This is a genomic window from Catellatospora aurea, assembly GCF_042663325.1.
Taxonomy (GTDB): Bacteria; Actinomycetota; Actinomycetes; order Mycobacteriales; family Micromonosporaceae; genus Catellatospora; species Catellatospora aurea.
This window is the reverse complement of record NZ_JBHTAC010000039.1, coordinates 51,565-75,505: the sequence shown is the minus strand read 5'-3', so window position 1 is coordinate 75,505 and position 23,941 is coordinate 51,565. Positions and strand designations below refer to the sequence as shown.

Genomic DNA, 23,941 nt, shown 5'->3' with positions numbered 1-23,941 from the left:
CCCGGCCCAGTTCGCCGAGCTGATGGCCAACGCCTACCCGCCGCTCTCCTGACCGGCTGAGCACAAAGGAAGGGCACCTTCTTAACGCTCCGCGTTGAGAAGGTGCCCTTCTTAACCCTGCGAGTGGGTTGTCGCCGGTCAGCCGCCCTGCCCGGACGGCTGCGAGCCGCCCGACCAGCCGCCGCCGCGGCCGGGCCGGCCGTCGCCGCTGCTCCCGTCGCCGGAGCCGCTGTCGCCGGAGCCGTTGTCGCCGCCACCGTCGGAACCATTGTCTCCGCTGGAGCCGTTGTCATTCCCGTTGTCGGAGCCGTTGTCGTTGTGGTCGCCGCGGCCCGGCCGGTCGTCGCCGTTGTCGTGCGAGTTGTCGCCGTTGCCGTCGTGGGACTCGTCCCGCGGCTGCTCCGGCTCGGTGGGCTCCGGCTCGGGCGAGAACGCCGACGTGCGCTGCGGGGCGGGGAAGTCCTTGACCTCCAGCCCCGCCGACCCGGTGGCCAGCGTCGACCCGACGGCCCGGTACACCTTCGACAGCACCGCCGCGCCGACCGCGTCGGTGGGGGTGTCCGGGTTCGCCGCGATGGCGGCCGCGGCCAACTGCGGGGTGTACGCCACGAACGACTCCGTCATGTTGTCGGTCGAACTGCCCGTCTTGCCGGCCACCGCTCGCCCGCCGAGCAGGTCCGACACCGCCGTGGCGGTGCCGCCGTCGCAGCGGCCGAACGCGCCGGACTGCCCGACCGGGCAGCGGGCCGCGTCGGTGGCCGCCCGCGCGATCTCCGGGCTGACCGCCGGCCCGCACGCGGGGTTCGCCACGTCGAGCTGCTTGCCGGTGCCGTCGGTGACCGTGGTGACGGGCAGCGGCGAGCAGTAGACGCCGTCGGCGGCCAGGGTCGCGTACGCGTTGGCCAGGTCCAGCGGCGTGGTCAGCGAGACGCCCAGCACGAACGAGCCCCAGCCCGCCGCGTCGGTGGCCGCGTGCGAGGCGTTGTCCGGGTGCCGGAACCTGATGCCCAGCCGCTGCGCCATCTCGATGGTCTTGTCCGCGCCGACCTGCTGCTCCAGCCAGACGAAGTAGGTGTTCACCGAGCGGCCGAAGCCGGTCCACATGTCCCGCTTGCCGTCCATCCAGGCCGGGGTGGCGTTGCGCGGGCACCAGTACCCGTCGCAGCTGGCCGGGCCGGTCGCCTCGGGCCAGGTGGTGGTGAGCTTGGTCGGCGCGTCGAAGCTCGTGTCGAGGGTCTTGCCGGCCTCCAGCGCGGCCAGCATGGTGAACATCTTGAAGGTCGATCCGGCCTGGTAGCCGTGGATGCCGGTGCCGCCCGCCACGAGCTGGTTCATGGTGTTGCCCGCGCCGGTCGCCGCGCTGTAGCGGCGGTTGACCGCGAGCGCCAGCACCTTGCCGGTGCCGGGTTCGACGACGGCCATCGGCAGGGCACGCTTGTCCGTGTACCCGTACACCTTGGTCACCTGGGCCTGGGCCGCGTTCTGGAGCTTCGGGTCGAGCGTGGTGACGATGCGGTAGCCGCCCTGGCGTAGCGCCTGCTCCCGGTCTTCGGCGGTGTCGCCGAACGTGTCCTGGTCACGCCACCAGCTGCGGAAGTAGTCGCAGAAGAAGCCCCAGCCCTGCCGGGAGGCGGTGCAGTCGTTGGGGTTCGCGCCGCGCTTGACCACCGGCGTGTCGGCCTTGGCGGTCGCGGCCTGCGCGGCGGTGATCGCGCCGGTGCCGGTCATCGCGGTCAGCACGTAGTCGCGGCGGGACAGGGCGCGCTCGATGCCGCCGTTGAGCGGGCTGTCCGCCTCGGGCGACTGGAGCAGGCCGGCCAGCAGCGACGCCTCGCTCAGGGTCAGCTGCGCGGGGTCCTTGGAGAAGTAGGTGTGGGCGGCGGCGTAGATGCCGTACGCGCCGGAGCCGAAGTAGGCGATGTTCAGGTAGCCCTGGAGGATCTGCTCCTTGCTCAGCTCCTTCTCCAGCGCCAGGGCGTACCGGGCCTCGCGGATCTTGCGGGCGGGGGTCTGCTCGGTGGCCTCGGCGCGCTGCTCGGTGGACAGCGACGGGTCGCTCTTGAGCACGTTGCGCACGTACTGCATGGTCAGCGTCGACGCGCCCTGGGAGACGCCGCCGCCGGCCCCGTTGGCGACCACGGCGCGCAGCACGCCCTTGAGGTCCACCCCGTGGTGGGAGTAGAAGCGGGCGTCCTCGGCGGCGACCACGGCCTGCGGCACGACGGGGGCGACCTCGGCCAGCGTCACGTCGCGGCGGTTCTCGTCGTAGAAGGTGGTGACGACGGTCTTGCCGTCGTTGGCGTACAGGTAGCTGGCCTGCGCCGTGGTGGGGTGCTTGAGCACCTCGGGGAGCGTGTCGTAGGCGGGCGCGGACTGCTCCACCGCCCAGTTGGCCAGCGCGGCCGCGGGCATCGCACCGGCGGCGACCACGGCTCCCGCGACCACGGCGAGCAGCGTGAGTCGGGTCATCCGGTTGAGCGGCGGCATCGCGGCACCTTCGGGGGAGGGGGCGGGGATGCTCAAGACTGCCCGGAGATCTCCGATGTGCCAGGATATGTGAGGTGCATCTCATCTGAAATGGGCATATGTCGACCAGGTATGCGGTCTTCCTGTTCATGGGCAAGTTTGGTGACCCGGAAAACAGCGTGCCGCTACCCGAAATATCGTTGCGATGCGTATAGTTGAACCGTCACGTAAACAGCTTCACGCTACGTCTACCGGAGGGCAACCGACATGACCACGCTGAACACCCGCACCTGGAACGGCCTGACCATCCCCGCCGCCGGCACCTACGCCATCGACGCCGCGCACACGCGCGTCGGCTTCGTGATCCGGCACATGGTGGTGAGCAAGGTCCGCGGCTCGTTCAAGGACGTCGCCGGTGAGATCGTCGTGGCCGAAGACCCGCTGGCCTCGTCGGTCACCGCCGTGATCCAGGCGGCCAGCATCGACACCGGTGTCGCCGACCGCGACAACCACCTGCGCACCGGCGACTTCCTGGAGATCGAGAAGTACCCGGAGCTGAGCTTCCGCAGCACCGGCCTGCGCGCCGTGTCGGGCGACGAGTTCACCCTCGTCGGCGAGCTCACCATCAAGGACGTCACCAAGACGGTCGAGCTCGCGCTCGAGTTCGGCGGCGTGGCCAAGAACCCGTGGGGCCAGGAGGTCCTCGGCTTCACCGCCACCACCGAGATCGACCGCGAGGACTTCAACGTGACCTGGAACCAGCCGCTGGAGACCGGTGGCGTCCTGCTCGGCAAGACCCTCAAGATCGAGATTGAGGGCGAGGCCACCCGCCAGGCCTGAGCCTGACGGGCTCCGCGCGGCCGCGACCGACGGTCCGTCGACGCCCCGCCCCGGTGGTGCTTGGGGGAGTGCCCCGGGAACACGCGGGAGGCGTCCGGGCCGGTCGCGGCCGCGATGTGCCGGGCGTACGCGTGGCCGCGCGGAGCGCCCGGCGATCGGGGAACCCGCCGCTGCCTTCCGTCTCCTCGGGGCAGCCGGGTTCCCCGGCATCTTTCGGCAGGGGGCGGTCCGTTCGGGCCGCCCCCTGCCGGCATGGGCGGGCTCGCGCGGCCGGGTCGGCGGACCGCGCCGCCGTCGCAGATGCCAGGGGTAGATTCGCCACATGACCGCATTTCGGATCGGTGAAGCGGCGGAGCTGCTGGGCGTCAGTGCGGACACGGTGCGGCGGCTGGTCGACTCGGGTCGGCTGCGGGCACACCGCGACGAGCACGACCACCGGATGGTGGCCGGGGAGGACCTGGCGGCGTACGCCCGCACCCAGGCCGACGACCCCGACGGCCGGGCCGACCGCTCCTCGGCCCGCAACCGGATGCGCGGCATCGTCACCGCCATCGTCAAGGACACCGTGATGGCCCAGGTCGACATCCAGGCAGGCCCCTACCGGGTGGTGTCGCTGATGAGCCGCGAGGCCGTCGAGGAACTCGGCCTCGACGTGGGCAGCGTCGCCGTGGCCGTCATCAAGTCCACCAACGTGGTGGTCGAGCGTGACTGACCCGCTCGCCCGCCTCACGATCATCCGACTTGCCCGGCAACCGGGCGAACGGCTCGTCAAGATACGCACCCCTGCCCGGCAAGTCGAGCGATCATGAGCGCGCGGCGCTCGGGCGGGGCGGGCCGCGCGGTCGGTGAATGGCCGGCGGGGCGGCCGCTGCTCTCGGCGCACCTGGTCGTCGACCGGCCCGGATTCCGCCTCGACGTCACGCTGTCGGTGTCCCCGGGCGAGGTCGTGGCGCTGCTCGGACCCAACGGCGCCGGCAAGACCACGGCGCTGCGCGCGCTGGCCGGACTGCTGCCGCTGTACGCCGGGCGGCTGCGCCTGGGCGAGGTGGTCCTCGACGAGCCCGCCGCCGGGCTGTTCGTGCCGCCCGAGCACCGGCGGGTCGGTGTGGTGTTCCAGGACTACCTGCTCTTCCCGCACCTGTCCGCGCTGGACAACGTCGCGTTCGGCCCGCAGGCGCGGGGTGCCTCGCGCCGCGTGGCGCGGGCCGAGGCGGCCCGCTGGCTGGAGCGCGTCGAACTGACCCCGCTGGCCCGGCAGCGGCCCCGGCAGCTGTCGGGCGGGCAGGCCCAGCGGGTGGCCCTGGCCCGCGCCATGGCCGTCGGCCCCGACCTGCTGCTGCTGGACGAGCCGCTGGCCGCGCTGGACGCGCGTACCCGGATGGAGACCCGGGCCCGGCTGCACCACGACCTGCGGGCGCACGAGGGCGCGACACTCCTGGTCACCCACGATCCGCTGGACGCGCTGGTGCTCGCCGACCGGCTCGTCATCGTCGAGGACGGCCGGATCGTTCAGGAGGGCGACGCCGCCGCCGTCACCGCTCGCCCGCGCACCGAGTACGTTGCCCGGCTGGTCGGGCTGAACCTGTACCGCGGCCGGGCCGACGGGCACGCCGTCACGCTGCCCGGCGGGTTCACCATGGTCGCCGACGACGAGGTGCACGGCGACGCCTTCCTCGCCTTCCCGCCCTCGGCGGTGGCCCTGCACCCGCGGCAGCCCGCGGGCAGCCCGCGCAACACCTGGGCGGCGACCGTGGTCGGGGTGCTGCCGCACGGCGACCACCTGCGGGTGGAGCTGGGCGGCCCGATCCGGGCCGCCGCCGAGATCACCCCGGCGTCGGCCGCCCAGCTCGGCCTGCTGCCCGGCAGCGAGGTCTGGGCCGCGGTGAAGGCCACCGAGACCCGGGCTTACGAGTACTGACCCACCGCCGAGCCGCGACCGTTCGTCGGGAAGGGCACCTTCCTCTACCTATGGCGTACCTATGGCGATGTGAAGGTGCCCTTCCTTCGGTCAGAGGTGGGCGAGGTAGGTGGGGGACGGGTGGCGGGTGACGGCGGTGATCACGCCGGCGTCGCGGACGTCCTGCTCGATGCGGGTGAAGGCGTCGTCGTCGGGGGCGGTCAGGGAACGCAGGGGAGTGCGCATGGAGACCTTGGCCTCGGACTTCGCGCGGCGCACGGCTTCGATCGCGGCCGTCGCGGCGGCCAGCGGGGCCGGGTCGCCCGCGAGGCCGTCCAGGTCGGACGCGGCGGGCCAGGCGGCGGTGTGGATCGAGCCGGGCTGCCACCACGACCAGGCCTCCTCGGTCACGAACGGCAGCACGGGAGCGAGCAGCCGCAGCAGCGCCGACAGCGCGGCACGCAGGGTGAGCCGGGCCGAGTCCGCGGCGGCCGGGCCGTGCTGGCCGTACGCGCGCAGTTTCACCAGTTCCAGGTAGTCGTCGCAGAACAGCCAGAAGAAGCGCTCCGCGGCGTCCAGGGCCCGGCCGGCGTCGTACCCGTCGAGCGCGGCGGTCGCCTCGGCGATCACGGGCTGCAGCGCGGCCAGCAGGGCGCGGTCCAGCGGTTCGGACACCGTCGCGGCCGGGTCGGGTTCGCCGAGGCCGAGCACGAAACGTGTCGCGTTGAGGATCTTCATGGCGAGCCGCCGGCCCACCCGCATCTGGCCGGTGTCGAAGGCCGTGTCCGCGCCTGGCCGAGCCGCGGCGGCCCAGTAGCGCACCGCGTCCGAGCCGTGCTCGGCCAGCAGGCCCAGCGGCGTCACCACGTTGCCCACCGACTTGGACATCTTCTTGCGGTCCGGGTCGAGGATCCAGCCCGCGATGGCCGCGTTGCGCCAGGGCAGCGCATCGTGCTCGGTGTGCCCGCGCAGCACCGTGGCGAACAGCCAGGTACGGATGATCTCGTGGGACTGCGGGCGCAGGTCCATCGGGAACACCCGGGCGAACAGGTCGTCGTCGAAGCCCCAGCCGCCCGCGATCTGCGGCGTCAGCGACGAGGTGGCCCAGGTGTCCATGACGTCGGGGTCGGCCGTGAAGCCGCCGGGGCGGCCGCGCTGGTCCTCGGTGTACCCGGGCGGGGTGTCCGAGCTGGGGTCGATCGGCAGCGTGTGCTCGGCGGGCGTGATCGGCCTGTCGTGCTCGGGCAGGCCGTCGGCGTCCAGCGGGTACCACACCGGGATCGGCACGCCGAAGAAGCGCTGCCGGCTGATCAGCCAGTCCCCGGCCAGCCCGGCCACCCAGTGCTCGTACCGGGTGCGCATGTGCGCGGGGTGCCAGGTCAGCTCCCGGCCGCGGGCGTGCAGCCGGTCGCGCAGCGCCTCGTCGCGGCCGCCGTTGCGGATGTACCACTGCCGGGTGGACACGATCTCCAGCGGCTTGTCGCCGCGCTCGTAGAACTTCACCGGATGCGTGATCGCCTCCGGCTCGCCGAGCAGCTCGCCGCTGTCGCGCAGCAGCGCGGTGATGCGCTCCCGTCCGGTGTGCACCGTCGCCCCGGCCAGCCCGGCGTAGGCGGCCCTGCCGGCCTCGGACAGGCCGCTGGGCGCGTCGGGCAGGAAACGGCCGTCGAAGCCGAGCACGGGCCGTGTGGGCAGGTCCAGCTCGCGCCACCAGATCACGTCGGTGGTGTCGCCGAACGTGCACACCATCGCGATGCCGGTGCCCTTGGCCGGGTCGGCCAGCCGGTGCGCCAGCACCGGCACCCGCGCGCCGAACAGCGGCGAGCGCACCGTGCTCCCGAACAGCGGGCGGTAGCGCTCGTCGTCCGGGTGCGCCACCAGCGCCACGCAGGCAGGCAGCAGCTCAGGCCGGGTCGTGGCCACCGTGATCGGTGCGGCGCCGGACGCGTCGGGGTGGAACACCAGCCGGTGGTACGCCCCCGGGCGGTCCCGATCCTCCAGCTCGGCCTGCGCCACCGCGGTCCGGAACGTGGTGTCCCACAGCGTCGGGGCCTGCGCCGGATACGCGTCGCCCCGGTCCAGGGCGCGCAGGAAGGCCCGCTGCGACACGGCGCGGGCCCGCGTCCCGATCGTGGTGTACAGCAGCGACCAGTCCACCGACAGGCCCACCAGCCGCCACACCCGCTCGAACGCCTCCTCATCCCGCGCGGTCAGCCGCTCGCACAGCTCGATGAAGTTGCGCCGCGACACCGGCACCTGGCTCTTGCCGGGCTTCTCCGGCGGCGTGAACCCCGGGTCGTACGGCAGCGACGGGTCGCAGCGCACTCCGAAGAACTGCTGCACCCGGCGCTCGGTGGGCAGCCCGTTGTCGTCCCAGCCCATCGGATAGAACACGGCCTTGCCGCGCATGCGCTGGAAGCGCGCGATGACATCGGTCTGGGTGTACGAGAACACGTGCCCCACGTGCAGCTCGCCGCTGGCGGTCGGGGGCGGGGTGTCGATGGCGAACACGCGCTCGCGCGGCGCGGCGCGATCGAAGCGGTACACACGCTCGGATTCCCAGCGCTGTGCCCACTTGTCGGGCAGCCCGTCGATGGTCGGCTTGTCCGGAAGGTTCATGACCTCACCTCGGTGGGATGAGCGCCCCGAACGCGAGAGAGGTTGGGTGACCACCGCGCGCCCTGGGGCGCGGCGATCGAAGAGACTACGCGCGGCCCGAGTCGGCTACGCGTACGACGAACGACGTGAAGAGCGCGTGGGTCATGGCTCCTCCTTCGACGTCGCTCGTTTGTGCCGATGGTAACCGGTCGGCCCGATCTCTGCTGCCCCGTCCACCCCCGGTGGACAAGGCCTGGCTGTGGGGATGAGCGCGGATCGGCCGTTGTGGCGGTTGTCCGCGGGTGGGGCGGTTGTTACGGTCCGTTCTCGCTGGTCGCGGCTCGGCGACCGGCCCACCCTGACAAGAAGGACACATCTGTGACCACGACGACGGCGACCGCCAGCAAGTCCTGGCTCGTCACCCTGCTGCTCTGCTTCTTCCTCGGCGCCCTGGGCGTGCACCGCTTCTACGTCGGCAAGATCGGCACGGGCATCCTGATGCTGATCACCTTCGGCGGCCTGGGCCTGTGGGTGCTGATCGACTTCATCATGATCCTGATCGGCAAGTTCTCCGACAAGCAGGGCAACGCGCTCGCCAAGTGAGCTGATCCTGCGCCCGCGCGTTGACGCGGGCGACCGGCGGCCCCTCGCGCCTGTTCGGCTCGGGGGGCCGCCGCTGTATCCTGATTCTCTTGTGACCACCTCTGACCTGGCCGGCGCCCTCGAAGGCACGCTCGACGACGGCCGCCACATGACGCGCATCACCACGTTCTACCCCCGCCGCGGGCGGGTGAGCGGACGCCACGAGGACGCGCTGACCAGGCTGTGGCCCACCTACGGCGTCGACATCGCCGACCCGTACCCCCCGCTGGACACCGCGGCCCTGTTCGGCCGTGACGCGCCGCTGGTGCTGGAGATCGGCTCCGGGATGGGCGACGCCACCGTCGCCATGGCCGCCGCCGACCCGGGCCGCGACTACCTGGCCGTCGAGGTGTTCCCGCCCGGCCTGGGCAACCTGCTGGCCGTCGTCGACGAGCGCGGGCTGGCCAACGTACGCGTCGCCCAGGGCGACGCGCTGCACCTGCTGCGGCACATGATCGCACCGGACAGCCTGGCCGCCGTGCACGTCTACTTCCCCGACCCGTGGCCCAAGGCACGCCACCACAAGCGGCGGCTGATCCAGCCCGACAACGTGGCGCTGCTGCGCTCGCGGCTGGCCGTGGGCGGGGTGCTGCACTGCGCCACCGACTGGGCCGACTACGCCGAGCAGATGGCCGAGGTTCTGGACGCCGCCGATGGCCTGGCCAACCTGCACGACGGCTTCGCCCCGCGCCCCGCCCACCGCCCCGTCACCAAGTTCGAGCAGCGCGGCATAGCCGCCGGCCGCCAGATCTTCGACCTCCTCTACCACCGCACCTGCTGACCGCCTGTTCAGGTGTGGAGGTAAGTTTCGTCGTCTAGTTGTTACTTGTAGGTTCTCGACGGCATCGATATATCTTCATTAATGTGTGGCCACCAGACTCCTCTACCCCGGGAGGTTCTTCCATGGTGGCTACCGCCACACCTCTGCTGCGCCGGGCTGCGGCGTTCGCGGGCGGCGTCGCGCTGACCCTCGGCGCGCTGCTGTCCGTGCCCACCGCCGCGCAGGCGAGCACCGACTACGGTCCGGCGGCCTGGGTGCCCGCGAGCACCAGCAACTACACCAACGCCAGCCGCGAGTCCGACTACAACATCAACTACGTGGTCATCCACACGATCCAGGGTTCGTACACCAGCGCCATCAACTGGTTCCAGAACCCGTCCGCGCAGGTCAGTGCCCACTACGTGGTGTCCAAGGGCGGCGCGGTCACCCAGATGGTGCGCGAGGCCGACGTCGCCTGGCACGCCGGCAACTGGACCTACAACACGCAGTCCATCGGCATCGAGCACGAGGGCTACGTCGAGCAGGACGGCTGGTACACCGAGGCCATGTACCAGGCGTCGGCGGCCATCGTGCGCAGCGTGACCAGCAAGTACGGCATCCCGCGGGACCGGGCCCACATCATCGGCCACAACGAGGTCCCCGGCGCGACCCACACCGACCCGGGTTCGCGCTGGAACTGGTCGTACTTCATGTCGCTGGTCAACGGCACGACGCCCCCGCCGTCGTGGACGTCGACCGTGGACAACACGACCGCGGGCCGGTTCACCGCCTCGGCCAACTGGGGCACCTCGACGTACTCGTCCCAGCGCTACGGCGCGGACTACCGGTACGCCAACCCCGAGGCCGTCTCCGACGCCGCCTGGTACAAGTTCAACATCCCGGCGACGGCCAGCTACCGGGTCGAGGTCTGGTATCCGGCCAACACCGGCTACAACGCGACCACGCCGTACGTCATCGCTACCACCGGCGGCAACGTGTCGGTGCAGGTCAACCAGCAGGGCAGTGGCGGGGTCTGGGTCAACCTGGGCACGTTCAGCCTCGCCGGGGGCGACTACAACGCCGTCGGCGTGAGCCGCTGGAGCGGCGGGGCGGGATACGTCATCGCCGACGCGGTGAAGCTCACCCGCGTCTGATCCACACCGCCGACCGCAGCCGCGTCCGTGCCGTCCCGACGGCACAGGCGCGGCTGCGGTGCGTGTACCCCCGTTGCGCGGATGCGGATCATCGTGCGGCCTGCTAGGCTCCTGCGCATGTACATCTGAGCGTGATCCCCACGCCCGCGCCGGTGCTCCCGGCGCCGCGAGCGTGCCGCGCCGGCCCACGGGCCCGCGCCGTCTGATCCGTCTTTCCCCACGCCCCTGCCCGCACCGGCAGCCGTCGGCGTGCCCGCATCCGTAGGAGACATTCATGCGTGAAGATCACAGCTCGGAGAACCCCGCCGCGGACGAGACCGCGGAAGAGGTCGAGCAGCAGCCCATGAACCGCGCCGAGCGCCGTGCCAAGGGCAAGAAGTCCCAGCAGCAGGCGTTCGGCAAGCAGGCGGTGACGCCCAAGTCGAGCCAGGGCCACGGCCCGCGGCTGTGGGCCAACCGCCGCGCCGGCTGACCGGCAGCTCCACGATCCGCCGATCCCGTCCGCACCAGCGGAACGGGGTCGGCGGATCTTCTTTGTCGGTGCCCCTGAATACACTCCCGCGGCATGACGATGCAGACCATTGTGGACCGTGTCGCCGGGGCGGGTGGCGGATGTCCGGCCTGGTGACGTACACCGAACTGCTCGACCGGGTGGAGCGGCTGGCCGCCGGCGGCGAGTTCGACGAGGCCGCCTCGGCGCTGGTGGCGCTGCGGCGTTCCGGCGGCGCGGCGGGCGTCGACGGCATGCGGCCGCTGCTGGACCTGGCGGCGGGGCTGCCCCCGGCCCAGCTCACGGCGCTGCTGCAGGCGCTGCTGCGGCACCGGCGCGACGATCGCGGCTGGCATGTCGACAGCGTGATCGGGGCGCTGTGCCCGCTGCTGCCCGGCGAACTGCCCCCGGACCTGGTCGCCGAACTGCTGACCTTCGCCGAGGACAGCTCCTACGACATACCGGTGATGACACTGGCCAAACTGGTCGCGCTGCACCTGCGGCACGCTCCGCTGCCACCCGCGGTGCTGGCCACCATGGAACGCCGCAAGCGGGAGAGCCTGTGGCTGCGGGAGCTGGCGGCCACGGCGGCGGCCCGCTCGGCGCGGTGACCGCGGTCCGTGGCTGCGATCAGGGGCGGGCCGCGGGGGACCGCCGCCGATCGGTGCACACCGGGGGCGCCATCACTGTCTGGTCGGTGCTGTACGCGAGCGTGACCGTGACGCAGTAGTCCCGGCTCGGGTCGAAGCCGGGCAGGGTGACCGTCTCCGTCCCGGCGGGCAGCGACTGCAGCGCGCGCATCGGCTGCCCGGCGGGTGCGGCCGACAGCACCACCGCCGCGGTCGCGCCGTCGGGGTAGGACCAGGTGATGCGCAGCCGTGTGCCCAGGTCGGCGACGGCCAGCCCGGTCACCGGAGGCGGCGCGGACGGGGCCGGGCCGCTCGGGGTGGCGGCGGGCGACGGCGTGGCCTCGCCCGCGTCCGGGTCGCCGGCCAGGATGAACGTTCCCACCAGCGCCACGATCGCGACCACCGCGGCGACCACCGCCAGCGCCGCGGCCCCTGCGCCGCGCCGCCGCCGTGGCGGTGGCGTGCCGCGCTGCGGCGCCAGCAACCCGGGTGGGGGTGTCGTGGCGATCGGGTACGCCGGATCGACGGGCACGTACGGCCTGCCGGGCGTGCGATGCGGCGCGGGGATGGCCTGCCCCGCGCCGGCTCCCGCCCGATCCGGCAGGCGGTCGCGGTCCGGGGAGCGTCCGGAGCGCCCCGGGGCGGGAGCCTCGAAGCCTCCCGGACCGGCCTGCCGCGCAGGGCTGCCGAAGCCGGTCGGGTCGGGATCCGGCGCGGGTCTGCCGAAGCCCAGCAGGTCGTCAAGACCGGTGTCGGCGTCGTCCATGCGGTGCGGCGGGGCGCCCGGCGATCCGGAGCGCCGGATCCGGGCCTGCCGGGCCGGGTCGTCGAACCGTTCGAAGATCTCGTCGTCGGGCCACTCGTCCGGCTCGGCCGCCCGTGGCGCGGGCTGGTGGGGGCCGGGGATCAGGTCCTCGGCCTGCGGGATCAGCACCGGCAGCACGCCCGGCCCCGGATCGTGGGCCCGTCCGGCCTCGTCCTCGGACGGCGCGGTGCCGCAGCGGTGCTCGGTCTGCGCGCGGGCGTGCAGCGCGGCCTGCAGCAGCCGGTGCACGTCGTCGTCGGCGGGCAACGCCGCGGCCTGGGCGCGTACCCCGGCCAGCAGGTCGTGGGCCTGGTCGAAGTCGCCGCAGTCGCGCCACATGCCCGCCAGCCGGATGGTCATGCGCAGGTTGACGGGGTGCCCGGGGCCGTGCCGGGACACGTGCGCGGCGAGCACCTCGGCCAGCTGCCTGCGGCCGTCGGCGCAGCTGCCGCGGGCGTGCTCCACGACCGCCGCGTCGGCGCGGGCGGACAGGGTGCGGTCGGCGTCCGGCCCGTCGGCGGTCGACAGGTCGCGGATCAGGTTCTGGTAGACGTCCGCGGCGCGGTCCAGGGCGCCGGTGCGGTGCAGGCAGACGGCCAGCACACCGAGCGCGTGCAGGGTGTGCCGGTCCAGGTCGCCATGCAGGGCCTGCGCGGCGGCGTGGGCGTACGCCGCCCAGCTGCGCGCCGCGTGCGGCTCGCCCAGGTGCAGCAGCACGCCCGCGTACAGCGCGGCGGTGTCCGCCTCGGCGGCGTCGGCGTGCCGCGGATCCTGGTGGGCGAGCGCGAGCTGGTCGCGCAGCAGTTGCTGGGCAGCCGGGAAGTCGAGCCGGCTCACCAGCTCGCGGGCACGCGCCAGCCGTCCCCCCTCAGGCATGGGACTCATCGTGCCCGCTTCCGCACGATCTGTGAAGCCCCGATGGTCAACACTCCACTTCGGCGCGAGCGGGGATAAGGTGTGCCACCGCGACGGCGCGGGCGTGGTGGAGGGAGTGCGGGATGGGGCGCGAGGTCACGGGGCTGACGGTGGCGGTGACCGGGGCGGCCCGGGGGATCGGCGCGGCGATCGCCGCCCGGCTGGCCGGGGCCGGAGCGAACGTCGTGCTCGGCGACCGGGACCTGCCGGCGCTGACGCGGACCGCCGCGGCGCTGCCCGGCGCGCTGGCGGTGGAGCTGGACGTCACCGACCAGGGGAGCGTGCACGCGTTCCTGGACCGGGCCGAGCAGGCGTTCGGGCCGGTGGACGTGCTGGTCAACAACGCGGGCGTGATGTGGGTCGGGCCGTACGCGCAGGAGCCCGAGCAGGCGGCCCGGCGGCAGTTCGAGGTGAACGTGCACGGCGTGCGGCACGGCTTCCTGGCCGCCGCGCCGCGCATGCGGGCCCGCGGCCGGGGGCAGATCGTCACCATCGCCTCGGCGGCGAGCCGGATCAGCCCACCCGGCGAGGCCACCTACGCCGCCACCAAACACGCGGTGTACGGCTACGCGGCCGCCGTCCGCCACGAGCTGCGCGGCACGGGTGTGCGGGTCAGCCTGGTGATGCCGGCGGTCGTGGAGACCGAACTGGCCCTCGGGACGAGCCACGGCGGCGTGCCGCGGCTGCGTCCGGAGACGGTCGCCGCGGCCGTGGAGCGGGTGATCCGCCGTCCCCGGTTCGAGGTGTTCGTGCCCGGCCGGCTGGACCCGCTGACCCGGCTGCTGGCGCTGCTGCCGCAGTCCGGCCGGGACCTGGCCTACCGGCTGCTGGTGCCGGACCAGGTGGCGCTCGGCGACGGCGCGGCGCGGGCGGCGTACCAGCGGGACGCGGGTCTGTCCGAAGCGGACGGCCAATAGGGAATCCGGGTCTTGTGACCTAGGCCACACGGACATTACCCTTCGGTAACCGCGTGCCCGCGCGGTGGTTCGTACCCCCATATCCGCGTTTTCCGTACCCCCGGAAGGCAGGCTCCCATGCGTCTCGCGCGTCCGTCCCTCGCGCTCGCCGCTGCCCTGGCCGCGGTGCTCCTGTCGGCCAACCCGGCAGCCGCCGCGACCGGTCCCATCCCCAACTCGATGGCCAGCATGGGTGACTCGATCACCCGAGGCTTCAACGCCTGCGGCTGGTACGTCGACTGCACCGCCCGCTCGTTCAGCACCGGCAGCTACACCTCGGTCAACAGCCAGTACCGGCGCATCCTGGCCAAGAACAGCGCCATCAGCGGCCGCAACTACAACGACGCCAAGAGCGGCGCGAAGGCCGCCGACATGCCCGGCCAGGCCAACACCGTGGCGGGCCGCAACGTCGACTACGTGACCATCCTGATCGGCGCGAACGACGCGTGCACCGGTTCCGAGTCGAGCATGACCTCGGTCGCCTCGTTCCGCACCTCCATCGACACGGCCCTGGGCACCCTCAAGACCCGCCTGCCCAACGCCCGGGTCGCGCTGATCTCGATTCCGGACGTCAAGCGGCTGTGGGAGGTCGGCAAGGGCTCGTCGTCGGCCCGCAGCGCCTGGTCGCTGTTCGGCATCTGCCAGTCGCTGCTGGCCAACCCGACCTCCACGGCACAGGCCGATGTGGACCGCCGCGACCGGGTGCGCCAGCGTGTGATCGACTTCAACGCCCAGCTCGCGCAGGCCTGCGCGGCCTACGGGGCCAACTGCGACTTCGACGACAACGCGGTGTTCAACTACCCGTTCGCGCTGTCGCAGGTGAGCACGTGGGACTACTTCCACCCGAACACGGCCGGGCAGACGGTGCTGGCCCAGATCTCGTACGCCGCCGGCCACAACTGGTGAGCTACGCGTAGCCGGGGGCGCCCCGCGGGGTGGGGTGCCCCCTTCGCGCGTGCCAGAATCGACAACACTCTTTACTGTTAACCGTCTTTAACTTAGTGTGGCATTCAAGCTCATGAGCGTATGACCGTCCCACAGCTCGCCGTCGGGCGACGTGCTCCCCGCAGCCGTCGCCCGCCGCGCGCTACCTCGAAAGGACTCCCCGCTCATGAGAAGGTCCTTGCGCGCCGGCCTCGCCACGCTGGGCGTGGCACTGCTGGCCGGCGCGATCTCCCTCGTCGCGATGCCCGCGGCCCACGCCGCGACCGCGACGTTCACCAAGGTGTCCAGTTGGGGCACCGGCTACGAGGGCAAGTTCACCGTCACGAACAACACCTCGGCCACCATCACCAGCTGGAACGTGCAGTTCGACCTGCCCTCCGGCACCACCATGGGCGTGTTCTGGGACGCCGCGGTGACCACGTCGGGTCAGCACGTCACCGCCAACAACGTGGGCTGGAACGGCACCCTCGGTCCCGGCGCGTCGACCAGCTTCGGCTTCAACGCCAACGGCTCGGGCAACCCGACCAACTGCACCGTCAACGGCGCGAGCTGCGGCGGCGGCACCCCGCCGACCTCCTCGCCGCCCGCGGGCGTGCCGGGCAAGCCAGGCAACCCGTCGGTCACCTCGGCCACCAACAGCGCGATCTCGCTGAGCTGGGGCGCCTCGACCGGCACCGTCACCGGCTACCGGGTGTACGAGGGCAGCACCGTGCGCGCCACCGTCACCGGCACCTCCGCCACGCACAGCGGCCTGGGCGCGTGCACGTCGCACACGTACACGGTCAAGGCGTACAACAACAGCGGCGAGTCGGTGGCCAGCAACTCCGTCACCGGCACCACGACCGGCTGCCCCACCTCGAACTTCAAGGGCGCCGCGCCGTACTACTACGTCGGCTGGGGCAACCCGCCCGCGCCTGCCACGGTCATGAGCGCCACCGGCATCAAGTGGTTCACCATGGCGTTCATCCTGTCCGGCGGCGGCTGCACGCCGGCCTGGGACGGCAGCCGCCCGCTGACCGGCGGGGCCGACCAGTCCACCATCAACGCGATCCGGGCCGCGGGCGGCGAGATCGTGCCGTCGATCGGCGGCTGGAGCGGCAACAAGCTCGGCCCGAACTGCTCCTCGGCCACCGCGCTGGCGGCGGCGTACCAGCAGGTCATCAACGCGTACAACCTCAAGGCGATCGACGTCGACATCGAGAACACCGACGAGTTCGAGAACGAGGTCGTGCAGGACCGCATCCTCGGCGCGCTGAAGATCGTCAAGCAGAACAACCCCGGCATCAAGACGATCATCACGTTCGGCACCACGACCACCGGCCCGAGCTGGTGGGGCACCCGTCTGATCAACCAGGCGGCGGCGCTGGGCGCGAACATCGACATCTTCACGATCATGCCGTTCGACTTCGGCGGCGGCGCGAACATGTACCAGAACACGGTCAACGCCGCGGTCGGCCTGCGCAACGCGCTGAAGACGGCGTTCGGCTGGAACGACGCCACGGCCAACGCCCACCTGGGCCTGTCCGGCATGAACGGCCTGTCCGACCAGCAGGAGCTGACCAGCACCGCGACCTGGACCCAGATCCGGGACTGGGCCAACGCCAACGCGATCGCCCGCCTGTCGTTCTGGTCGGTCAACCGCGACCGCGGCTGCGCCGGCGGCGGCGTCCAGTCCGCCTGCAGCGGCATCGCCCAGCCCGACTGGGAGTTCACCCGCATCACCGCGGGCTTCACCCGCTGACCCACCCCGAAACCCCCGGCCCGCGACCATCCCCCCGATGCGCGGGCCGGGCCCCACCCCGCCCCACCCCCTGCCGCAACTCTTAAAGACTTGCGCCTTCGTGAGTATGCCGAGGCCACAGGTCTTTAAGAGTTGCGGACCGGGAGGAACGGGGCTTGCGGGGTTAAGGGGACGTTTAGGGTTGGTGAGTGGACCGCAGTGGCGAGTTGAGCTCGGTGCGGCGCAACGCCGTCTTCGCGACGGTGGCACTCGGCCTGCTGCTGGCGGCGCTGGACCAGACGATCGTGGGCACGGCGCTGCCGACCATCGTCGGGGATCTGGGCGGAGCCTCCCACCTGTCCTGGGTGGTGACGGCGTACCTGCTGGCCGAGACGATCGCCACCGCGCTGGCCGGCAAGCTCGGCGACCTGTTCGGGCGCAAGCTGCTGTTCCAGGTCAGCGTCGCGGTCTTCATCGTCGCCTCGTTCTTCTGCGGGTTCGCGCACAACATGGCCTGGCTGGTGGCCTGGCGCGGCGTGCAGGGGGCCGGCGCGGGCGGCATCCTGGTCACCGCGATGGCCCTGATCGCCGACTACATCCCGCTGCGCGAGCGCGGCAAGTACCAGGGCGCGCTGGGCGGAGTATTCGGCGTCGTGACCGTGCTCGGGCCGCTGCTGGGCGGCCTGTTCACCGACCACCTGTCGTGGCGCTGGGCGTTCTACATCAACATCCCGCTCGGCCTGCTGGTCATGCTCATCTGCGCGTCGACCATGCCGAAGCTGCCCACCGCCGCCCGCCCGATCATCGACTACCTCGGCATCGCCATGATCGCGGTGGCGTCCACCTGCCTGATCCTGATGACCAGCTGGGGCGGCACCGAGTTCCCGTGGCTGTCCCCGGAGATCATCGGATTGGGCGTCGGTGGCCTCGTCGCGCTGCTGCTGTTCGTCGTCGTGGAGCTGCGGGCGCGGGAGCCGATGCTGCCGATGCGGCTGTTCCGCAACCCGGTCTTCACCATCTGCGGGGTGCTCAGCTTCATCGTCGGCTTCTCCATGTTCGGGGCGCTGACCTTCCTGCCGACCTTCATGCAGTACGTCCAGGGCGCCTCGGCGACCGCCTCCGGCCTGCGCATGCTGCCGCTGGTGTTCGGCCTGCTGATCACCTCGATCACCAGCGGCACGATCGTCGGGCGCACCGGCCGGTACAAGTGGTTCCCGGTCATCGGCGGCCTGGTCACGGCGCTGGGCATGTGGCTGCTGTCGCAGATGACGGCGCTGACCACGCTGTGGGTCGAGTCGGCGTTCCTGTTCGTGCTCGGCCTCGGGCTGGGCATGAGCATGCAGACGCTCACCATCGTCGTGCAGAACACCGTCAACTACCACGACCTGGGCGTGGCCACCTCTGGCGTGACCTTCCTGCGTACGCTCGGCAGCGCGTTCGGGGTCGCGCTGTTCGGCACGGTGTACACCCACTCGCTGCAGACGCAGCTGGAGCGGTTCGGGCCGCTGCTCGGGGCGCTCGACCCGCGCCGGCTGGAGAGCCCGGCCGGGGTGCACAGCCTGCCCGCCCCGATCCGGCTGCTGGTGGTCGGCGGCTACACCGAGGCGCTGCAGACGGTCTTCCTGTCGGCGGTGCCGGTGGGCCTGCTGGCCGCGGTCATCGCCCTGTTCCTCAAGCAGGTGCCGCTGCGCGACACCGCTCGCGCCGCGGCCCGGGACCTGGGCGAGGGTTTCGGCATGCCCGAGTCTCCGGACCGCACCGAGCAGCTGGAACGCGCCGTCGCCACGGTATGGCGGCAGAAGGGCAACGCGGCCGCGCCGCACGTGCTGGCCTCGGCCGGGGTCGACGGCGGGGTCGGGCTGGCCTGGTGCCTGTCCCGGGTGGTGCTGTTCGCCGAGCACTACGGGCAGGCCCGGGTGTCCGACATCGCCGAGCACTACCATCTGCCGCCGCAGGTGCTGTGGCCCGCGTTCCAGGGCTACGTCGCCGACGGTTATCTGGGCGCGGTCGACGGCACGGTGGCGCTGACCCCGCGCGGCACCGCCGAGTACGACCGCATCGCGACCGCCTGGCGGCAGTGGCTGTCGGGCGAGCTGTCGGACTGGCACGACACCTCCGACGAGGAGTTCGAGCAGGCGGTCCGCCAGGCCGGCCGCGAGCTGGTGTTCGAGGACGAGACCCCGCCCGCGCCGGTCTCGGCGGTCCCGGCGCTCCCGCAGGCTCCCGCCCGCGCGGGCCCCGGCCGGCACCGGGCCTAGGCGGCCCCGCCCTGCGTGAAAACGGTGTGGCCGGGGTGTGAACCGCGTCCGATCCTCGGGATGATCATCGCCAACCGGCGGGATGGCATGTCACGCTGGCGACCATGGAGATGACCGGGCTGATCGTCGGGGGAGTGGCACTGCTCGCCGCCTCCGCGTACGGCGTGGTCCACCGCCGCCGGGCGGGTAGGGTTCGCGCCGTGCCGACCACCGCCGAACCCGTGAATCCGGTGCTGGCCGAGCTCGGCGTGCGGCCGGGCGAGGTCACCCTGCTGCAGTTCTCGTCCGCGTTCTGCGCCCCGTGCCGGGCCACCCGCGTGGTCTGCGCCGAGGCCGCCCGCACGACGCCCGGCGTGGCCCACGTCGAGGTCGACGCGGAGCAGCGGCTCGACGCGGTGCGCGCCCTGGACATCTGGAAGACCCCCACCGTCCTGATCGTCGACGCCGCCGGCCGGATCGCGGGCCGGGCCCAGGGCGTGCCGAACCGCGCCCAGGTGCTGGCCGCCGTCGCGCCGCTGCTGACCGCCGCGCAGCTGACCGAGGAGAAGGCATGACCGACCCCCGTGGCCCCCGGTTCGCGGCGGCCGTGACCGCCGTCGTGATGATCGTCGTGCTGCTCACCGGCTCCGGCTGGCTGGCCCTGGCCCAGGCGATCGTGTTCGCGCTGACCGCGGCACAACCCCGCCTCGGCCCGTACGGCCTGATCTACCGCACCCTGCTCGCCCCGCGCCTCGGTAAGCCCGCCGAGCTGGAGCCGCTGGCCCCGGTGCGCTTCGCCCAGGCGGTCGGCTTCGTCTTCGCCGCCGCCGCGACGCTGGGTTACCTGCTCGGCTCGCCGCTGACCGGGGCGATCGCCGCCTCGTTCGCGCTGGCCGCCGCCTTCCTCAACGCCGCGTTCGGCCTGTGCCTGGGCTGCGAGCTGTTCCTGGCGTACCGCCGCCTGGTCGGCCGCCCCCTGGCCGCCCGCGTCCCCGTGTCCTGATCCCGCCCGCCGTGTCGGACCCTTCTGCTAGAACGGCGGGGTTGACCCGGCGCGGCGAAGGGGTGAGCTGATGGCGACACGGATCCAGGTGACGATCGACTGCGCGGACCCGGGGCGGCTGGTGGAGTTCTGGGCGCTCGCGCTGCACTACCGGCCCCAGCAGCCACCGGACGGGCACCCCACCTGGCGTTCGTACTGGCTGTCCAAAGGCATCCCGGAGGAGGAACTGGAGGGCGCCGACGGCCTCGACTCGATCGAGGACCCCGACGGCGTCGGGCCGTGCTTCTGGTTCCAGCAGGTGCCGGAGGCGAAGGCGGGCAAGAACCGGCTGCACCTCGACCTGGCGGTCAGCGGCGGCCGCAGCGTCCCGCTGGAGACCCGCCGCGAGCGCGTCGCGGCCGAGGCCGAGCGCCTCATCGCCGCCGGCGCGACCCGCCTGCGCGTCCTCCACACCGAGGGCGCCGACCACTACGGCGAGGTCATGCAGGACCCCGAGGGCAACGAGTTCTGCCTCCACTGATCAATCGTATTTGCTTGATGTGTCTGATGCAGGCATACTATATGCATGTCGCGTACGATGATCGATCTTGATGACGAGCTGCTGGCCGAGGCAGCTCGGCTGCTGGGAACGGAGACCAAGAAGGACACGGTGAACGCCGCACTGCGCGAGGTCGCCGCGCGGCTCCGGCGCATCGAGGCCCTGCACGAGCTGCAGGCGATGACGGCCCGCGGAGAGATCGACGCGGACGCGTGGGAGGCCCGCCACCTGGCCGACAAGCAGGCCGGGTGAGCACGCGGTTCCTCGCGGACACGAGTGCGGTCATCAGGGTGCTGACCGGCAAAGCCGACCAGATCTGGATCGACGCCGTGACCGCGGGCACCGTAGCGATCTGTGACCCGGTGGAACTGGAGCTGCTGCGGGACACGGCCACCAACACGCGCCGACCGCAGATCCAGCGCATGATCCGTTTGTTGTACGGCTGGTGCCCGGTTCCGGACGACTGCTGGGACCGGGCACTGCGGTTGCAGGACGAGCTGGCGGTCACCGCCCAGCACGGCGGGGCCTCCGCGGTGGACTTGCTGGTCGCGGTGACGGCGATGAAGAACCGGCTGGTCGTGCTGCATGATGATCGCGACTACGAGGTGATCGCGCACACCTCGAACCTGCAGGTTCAGCGCGTGGTCAGCTGACTTCGCAGAAACGGGCGGAGCCCTGTCCCCGCGACCCGGCGGGGACAGGGCTCCGTGGTCGTTCGGGTCAGGAGCGGCCGGGCTCGTGGCGGCGCAGCGCCAGGCGGGTCAGGCCGACCAGGACCACCATCTGCACACCAAGGAAGACCATGTATTTGATCCAGTTGCCTGCCTCGTGCGCCCACAGCGGGTCCTGGTAGCTCCTGGGCAGCATGGCACCCATGTCCACGGTGGCGGCGCCGGCGGCGAAGCCCCACCGGGTCGGGAAGAACCAGGAGATGATCTCCATTGCGGTCTGGCCGGCCAGCAGGAACAGGCCGCCGGAGAAGACCAGCTGCGCCATGACCACGACCACCATGGCGGGCGTGGTCTGCTCGGTGGTGCGGGCCAGCGAGCTGATCAGCAGACCGAGCACGGTGGAGACCAGGGCGATGCCCACCATCGCGATGATGATCTCGACGGTCTGGCTCGGGATGACCAGCGCCTCCGTCGGCGGACCCTGGAACAGCGCCAGGTACACGAACAGCGCCACCTGCGCCGTGTTGATCAGGAAGAACACGGTGAGCTTCGAGCTCAGGTACGCCGCCGCAGACAGACCCACGGCCCGCTCCCGGGCGTAGATCGGCGCTTCGGCCACGATCTCGCGCACCGCCGCCGCGGTGCCCATGAAGGCGGCGCCGGTGACCAGCACGACGAGCAGCTGCTGCGCGGTCAGGTGCACCGGCCCGAGGTTGGCCAGGCCCGAGTCGCCGGGCACGGTGTAGGACAGCACCGCCAGGATGAGCGGCATCGCCAGCAGGAAGCCCGTGAACCCGCGGTCGGAGAAGATCACATTGAGCATGCGCATGCACAGCGTGAAGTACTGCCGGATGGGTGCGCTGGGGTTGCGGGCGAACAGCCCCCACGTCTTGCGATCGATGTTGGCCCGGCCGGGTTTGGCGGACGCGACGTTGGGCCGCACCCGGGCCAGCGCGTCGTCGACGCTGATCGAGGCCGGTTCGGCGTCGTCGACCGGCGCGTCGGGCACGGGCAGCACCGCGACGGGCTCGGTGAGGTCGGGCTCGTCGGTGCGCTGCGTCGGCACCAGCGGCTGCTGGGTGGTCGTCGGATCGAAGACCACGTCGGACGGCGCGGGCGGCACCGGCAGCACGGCGGGCTCGGTGCGGTTGGTCGGGGTGACCGCGCTGACGTAGCGGGCGTACAGCGGGGAGTTGCGGAAGGCGCGGGTCCACCGCTCCGGCTCTTCGGTGATCTTCGTGAAGACGTCGGCGTAGTCCTCCGCGCCGAAGAAGCCGAGCAGCTGGTCCGGCGGGCCGAAGTAGCCCATGGTGCCGCCCAGGCACATCACCAGCACCCGGTCGCAGATGTCGAGGTGCAGCACGCTGTGGGTGACCACGACGACGGTCTTGCCCTTGTCGGCCAGCTCCCGCAGCTCGCCCATGACCTCCTTGTCCAGCGCCGGGTCCAGGCCCGAGGTGGGCTCGTCCAGGCACAGCAGCGACGGCTCGGTGAGCAGCTCCATGGCCACCGAGGCGCGCTTGCGCTGGCCGCCGGAGAGCACGTCGATGCGGGCCTTGGCGCGCTGGGTCAGCCGCATGGTCTCCATGACCTCGTCGACCTTGGCCCAGCGCACCTTGCGCGGCACGTCGTCGGCGAAGCGCAGCGCGGCCGCGAAGCGCAGCGCGGTGCGCACCTTGAGCTGCTTGTGCAGCACGTCGTCCTGGGGCACCATGCCGATGCGGTAACGCAGCTGGGCGTAGTCGGCGTACAGGTCGCGCCCGCCGTACCAGAGCCGGCCCTGGGTGGCCGGGCGCAGCCCGGTCAGCGCCTTGAGCAGCGTGGACTTGCCGCAGCCGCTGGGGCCGATCAGGGCGAGCAGGCTGCCTTCGGGCAGGGCGAAGCTGACGTCGTCGATGAGCACCTTGTTGCCCAGGCGCACCGTCAGGTCGTCGGCGATGATCGAGGCGGGGCCGGTGTCGACGTGGTCGTGCAGCTGGGCGCCGTCGAAGAGCAGCTCGTGCCGCCCGATCGAGACGATGTCGCCGGCGTGCATGAGGGTGGCCTTCTGCACCTGGCGTCCGTTGAGGAAGGTCCCGTTGCGGCTGCCCAGGTCGACGATGTTGAAGGCGTCGCCGAGGCGGCGCATCTCGGCGTGGTGGCGTGAGGCCTGCAGGTCGGCCAGCACGATGTCGTTGTCGGCGTCGCGCCCGATGCGGGTGCGGATCGAGCCGTCGGTGGCTGCCGTCTGTCCGGAGGCGACCGCGGGGTCGGCCGGCGCGGCGGCGCTCTTGCGGCGTCGAGGCGTGCGGGAAGTGGAGGGGTCTGTTGACACTCGCACATCCTTGCGGCAAGACCAGTGCAGATCAAGCGCCATCCGGTCGGATCCGGCCGCCGTCGGGAACCCGATCGAGCTGCGGGCGGCCCGCGCGTCCGGGTGATATTCCCGCGGCTCCGTGAAGATCGTCACGGCGGCGGTGTTCGGCGCGCACCGATTTCGGAGCTAAGGTGGTCGAGGTCGGTGCGTGGACAGTGTCCCCGGGCCTCACTTACAAAAGCCTTCACGGAATACCGTTCGGCTGGAGCCGTGTCGCGCCACTCGCCGCGAGGCGACCGCACGCACCGACCATAAGCTCTGACAGTCCGCCCGCTCCGGTGCCCGATCATCACCGGAGCGGGCGGTGCTTGTGGTGTCC

At 72.0% G+C, this 23,941-nt stretch carries 21 protein-coding genes; 17 read left to right on the top strand and 4 right to left on the bottom strand.

What is annotated here, in order from left to right; translation table 11 throughout:
- Window positions 1-138: 138 nt before the first annotated feature.
- Entirely contained in the window at window positions 139-2,487 is a 2,349-nt protein-coding gene (locus ACFQO7_RS28635) for a transglycosylase domain-containing protein (protein ID WP_376809283.1), read from the bottom strand.
- A gap of 246 nt (window positions 2,488-2,733) precedes the next feature.
- Here ACFQO7_RS28635 and ACFQO7_RS28630 point away from each other — a divergent pair, with 246 nt between their 5' ends.
- From ACFQO7_RS28630 to ACFQO7_RS28620, 3 genes are all read left to right on the top strand, one after another.
- Window positions 2,734-3,306 (top strand): YceI family protein, encoded by a 573-nt coding sequence (locus ACFQO7_RS28630; protein ID WP_376809282.1) that lies wholly within the window; start codon window positions 2,734-2,736, stop codon window positions 3,304-3,306.
- A gap of 322 nt (window positions 3,307-3,628) precedes the next feature.
- Window positions 3,629-4,018 (top strand): TOBE domain-containing protein, encoded by a 390-nt coding sequence (locus tag ACFQO7_RS28625; RefSeq protein WP_360541014.1) that lies wholly within the window; start codon window positions 3,629-3,631, stop codon window positions 4,016-4,018.
- 93 nt (window positions 4,019-4,111) lie between these two features.
- Window positions 4,112-5,224 carry a sulfate/molybdate ABC transporter ATP-binding protein gene (locus ACFQO7_RS28620; RefSeq protein ID WP_376809281.1) on the top strand — a complete coding sequence of 371 codons (1,113 nt, stop codon included), beginning with the start codon at window positions 4,112-4,114 and terminating at the stop codon, window positions 5,222-5,224.
- Window positions 5,225-5,314: 90 nt separating this feature from the next.
- Here the strand turns inward: ACFQO7_RS28620 and valS are convergent, their stop codons facing one another.
- On the bottom strand, window positions 5,315-7,822 hold the full coding sequence (valS, locus tag ACFQO7_RS28615) for a valine--tRNA ligase (protein ID WP_376809280.1): 2,508 nt from the start codon (window positions 7,820-7,822) through the stop codon (window positions 5,315-5,317).
- Between the two features lie 357 nt (window positions 7,823-8,179).
- Here valS and ACFQO7_RS28610 point away from each other — a divergent pair, with 357 nt between their 5' ends.
- The 5 genes from ACFQO7_RS28610 to ACFQO7_RS28590 all read left to right on the top strand — a co-directional run bounded on the left by ACFQO7_RS28610 (window position 8,180) and on the right by ACFQO7_RS28590 (window position 11,458).
- Window positions 8,180-8,404, top strand: a complete 225-nt coding sequence (locus ACFQO7_RS28610) for a TM2 domain-containing protein (RefSeq protein WP_360541020.1) — start codon at window positions 8,180-8,182, stop codon at window positions 8,402-8,404.
- Between the two features lie 148 nt (window positions 8,405-8,552).
- Window positions 8,553-9,224 carry a tRNA (guanosine(46)-N7)-methyltransferase TrmB gene (gene trmB, locus ACFQO7_RS28605; protein ID WP_376809286.1) on the top strand — a complete coding sequence of 224 codons (672 nt, stop codon included), beginning with the start codon at window positions 8,553-8,555 and terminating at the stop codon, window positions 9,222-9,224.
- A gap of 122 nt (window positions 9,225-9,346) precedes the next feature.
- Window positions 9,347-10,357: a golvesin C-terminal-like domain-containing protein gene (locus ACFQO7_RS28600; RefSeq protein ID WP_376809279.1), complete on the top strand. Its 1,011-nt coding sequence runs from the start codon at window positions 9,347-9,349 to the stop codon at window positions 10,355-10,357.
- Between the two features lie 274 nt (window positions 10,358-10,631).
- Window positions 10,632-10,829 (top strand): hypothetical protein, encoded by a 198-nt coding sequence (locus ACFQO7_RS28595; protein ID WP_361053554.1) that lies wholly within the window; start codon window positions 10,632-10,634, stop codon window positions 10,827-10,829.
- A 140-nt stretch (window positions 10,830-10,969) separates the two neighbouring features.
- On the top strand, window positions 10,970-11,458 hold the full coding sequence (locus tag ACFQO7_RS28590; RefSeq protein ID WP_360541026.1) for a hypothetical protein: 489 nt from the start codon (window positions 10,970-10,972) through the stop codon (window positions 11,456-11,458).
- Between the two features lie 19 nt (window positions 11,459-11,477).
- Here ACFQO7_RS28590 and ACFQO7_RS28585 read toward each other — a convergent pair whose 3' ends face one another.
- On the bottom strand, window positions 11,478-13,157 hold the full coding sequence (locus ACFQO7_RS28585) for a hypothetical protein (protein ID WP_376809278.1): 1,680 nt from the start codon (window positions 13,155-13,157) through the stop codon (window positions 11,478-11,480).
- A gap of 122 nt (window positions 13,158-13,279) precedes the next feature.
- Between ACFQO7_RS28585 and ACFQO7_RS28580 the strand changes: the two genes are divergently transcribed.
- From ACFQO7_RS28580 to ACFQO7_RS28540, 9 genes are all read left to right on the top strand, one after another.
- Complete coding sequence (locus ACFQO7_RS28580; RefSeq protein ID WP_376809277.1) at window positions 13,280-14,113, top strand: SDR family NAD(P)-dependent oxidoreductase; 834 nt, start codon at window positions 13,280-13,282, stop codon at window positions 14,111-14,113.
- A gap of 117 nt (window positions 14,114-14,230) precedes the next feature.
- Window positions 14,231-15,058, top strand: a complete 828-nt coding sequence (locus ACFQO7_RS28575) for a GDSL-type esterase/lipase family protein (RefSeq protein ID WP_376809276.1) — start codon at window positions 14,231-14,233, stop codon at window positions 15,056-15,058.
- A gap of 205 nt (window positions 15,059-15,263) precedes the next feature.
- Window positions 15,264-16,838 carry a cellulose binding domain-containing protein gene (locus tag ACFQO7_RS28570; RefSeq protein WP_376809275.1) on the top strand — a complete coding sequence of 525 codons (1,575 nt, stop codon included), beginning with the start codon at window positions 15,264-15,266 and terminating at the stop codon, window positions 16,836-16,838.
- Window positions 16,839-17,026: 188 nt separating this feature from the next.
- The gene (locus tag ACFQO7_RS28565; RefSeq protein ID WP_376809274.1) at window positions 17,027-19,075 is read left to right on the top strand and encodes an MDR family MFS transporter; all 2,049 of its coding nucleotides are present in this window, start codon (window positions 17,027-17,029) and stop codon (window positions 19,073-19,075) included.
- A gap of 104 nt (window positions 19,076-19,179) precedes the next feature.
- Window positions 19,180-19,629, top strand: a complete 450-nt coding sequence (locus tag ACFQO7_RS28560; protein WP_376809273.1) for a TlpA family protein disulfide reductase — start codon at window positions 19,180-19,182, stop codon at window positions 19,627-19,629.
- Window positions 19,626-20,057, top strand: a complete 432-nt coding sequence (locus tag ACFQO7_RS28555; RefSeq protein ID WP_376809272.1) for a DUF4395 domain-containing protein — start codon at window positions 19,626-19,628, stop codon at window positions 20,055-20,057. Before ACFQO7_RS28560 ends, ACFQO7_RS28555 begins: the two co-directional genes overlap by 4 nt.
- A gap of 70 nt (window positions 20,058-20,127) precedes the next feature.
- Window positions 20,128-20,577, top strand: coding sequence for a VOC family protein (locus ACFQO7_RS28550; protein ID WP_376809271.1), 450 nt, complete (start codon window positions 20,128-20,130; stop codon window positions 20,575-20,577).
- A gap of 45 nt (window positions 20,578-20,622) precedes the next feature.
- Window positions 20,623-20,847: a type II toxin-antitoxin system VapB family antitoxin gene (locus tag ACFQO7_RS28545; RefSeq protein WP_376809270.1), complete on the top strand. Its 225-nt coding sequence runs from the start codon at window positions 20,623-20,625 to the stop codon at window positions 20,845-20,847.
- Window positions 20,844-21,248, top strand: coding sequence for a PIN domain-containing protein (locus ACFQO7_RS28540; RefSeq protein WP_376809269.1), 405 nt, complete (start codon window positions 20,844-20,846; stop codon window positions 21,246-21,248). The genes ACFQO7_RS28545 and ACFQO7_RS28540 overlap by 4 nt, the downstream gene beginning before the upstream one ends.
- Before the next feature lie 67 nt (window positions 21,249-21,315).
- On the opposite strand, the gene ACFQO7_RS28535 is transcribed toward ACFQO7_RS28540, so the two are convergent.
- A complete protein-coding gene (locus ACFQO7_RS28535) occupies window positions 21,316-23,580 on the bottom strand; it encodes an ATP-binding cassette domain-containing protein (protein ID WP_376809268.1) in 2,265 nt (754 codons plus the stop codon).
- Window positions 23,581-23,941: the final 361 nt, after the last annotated feature.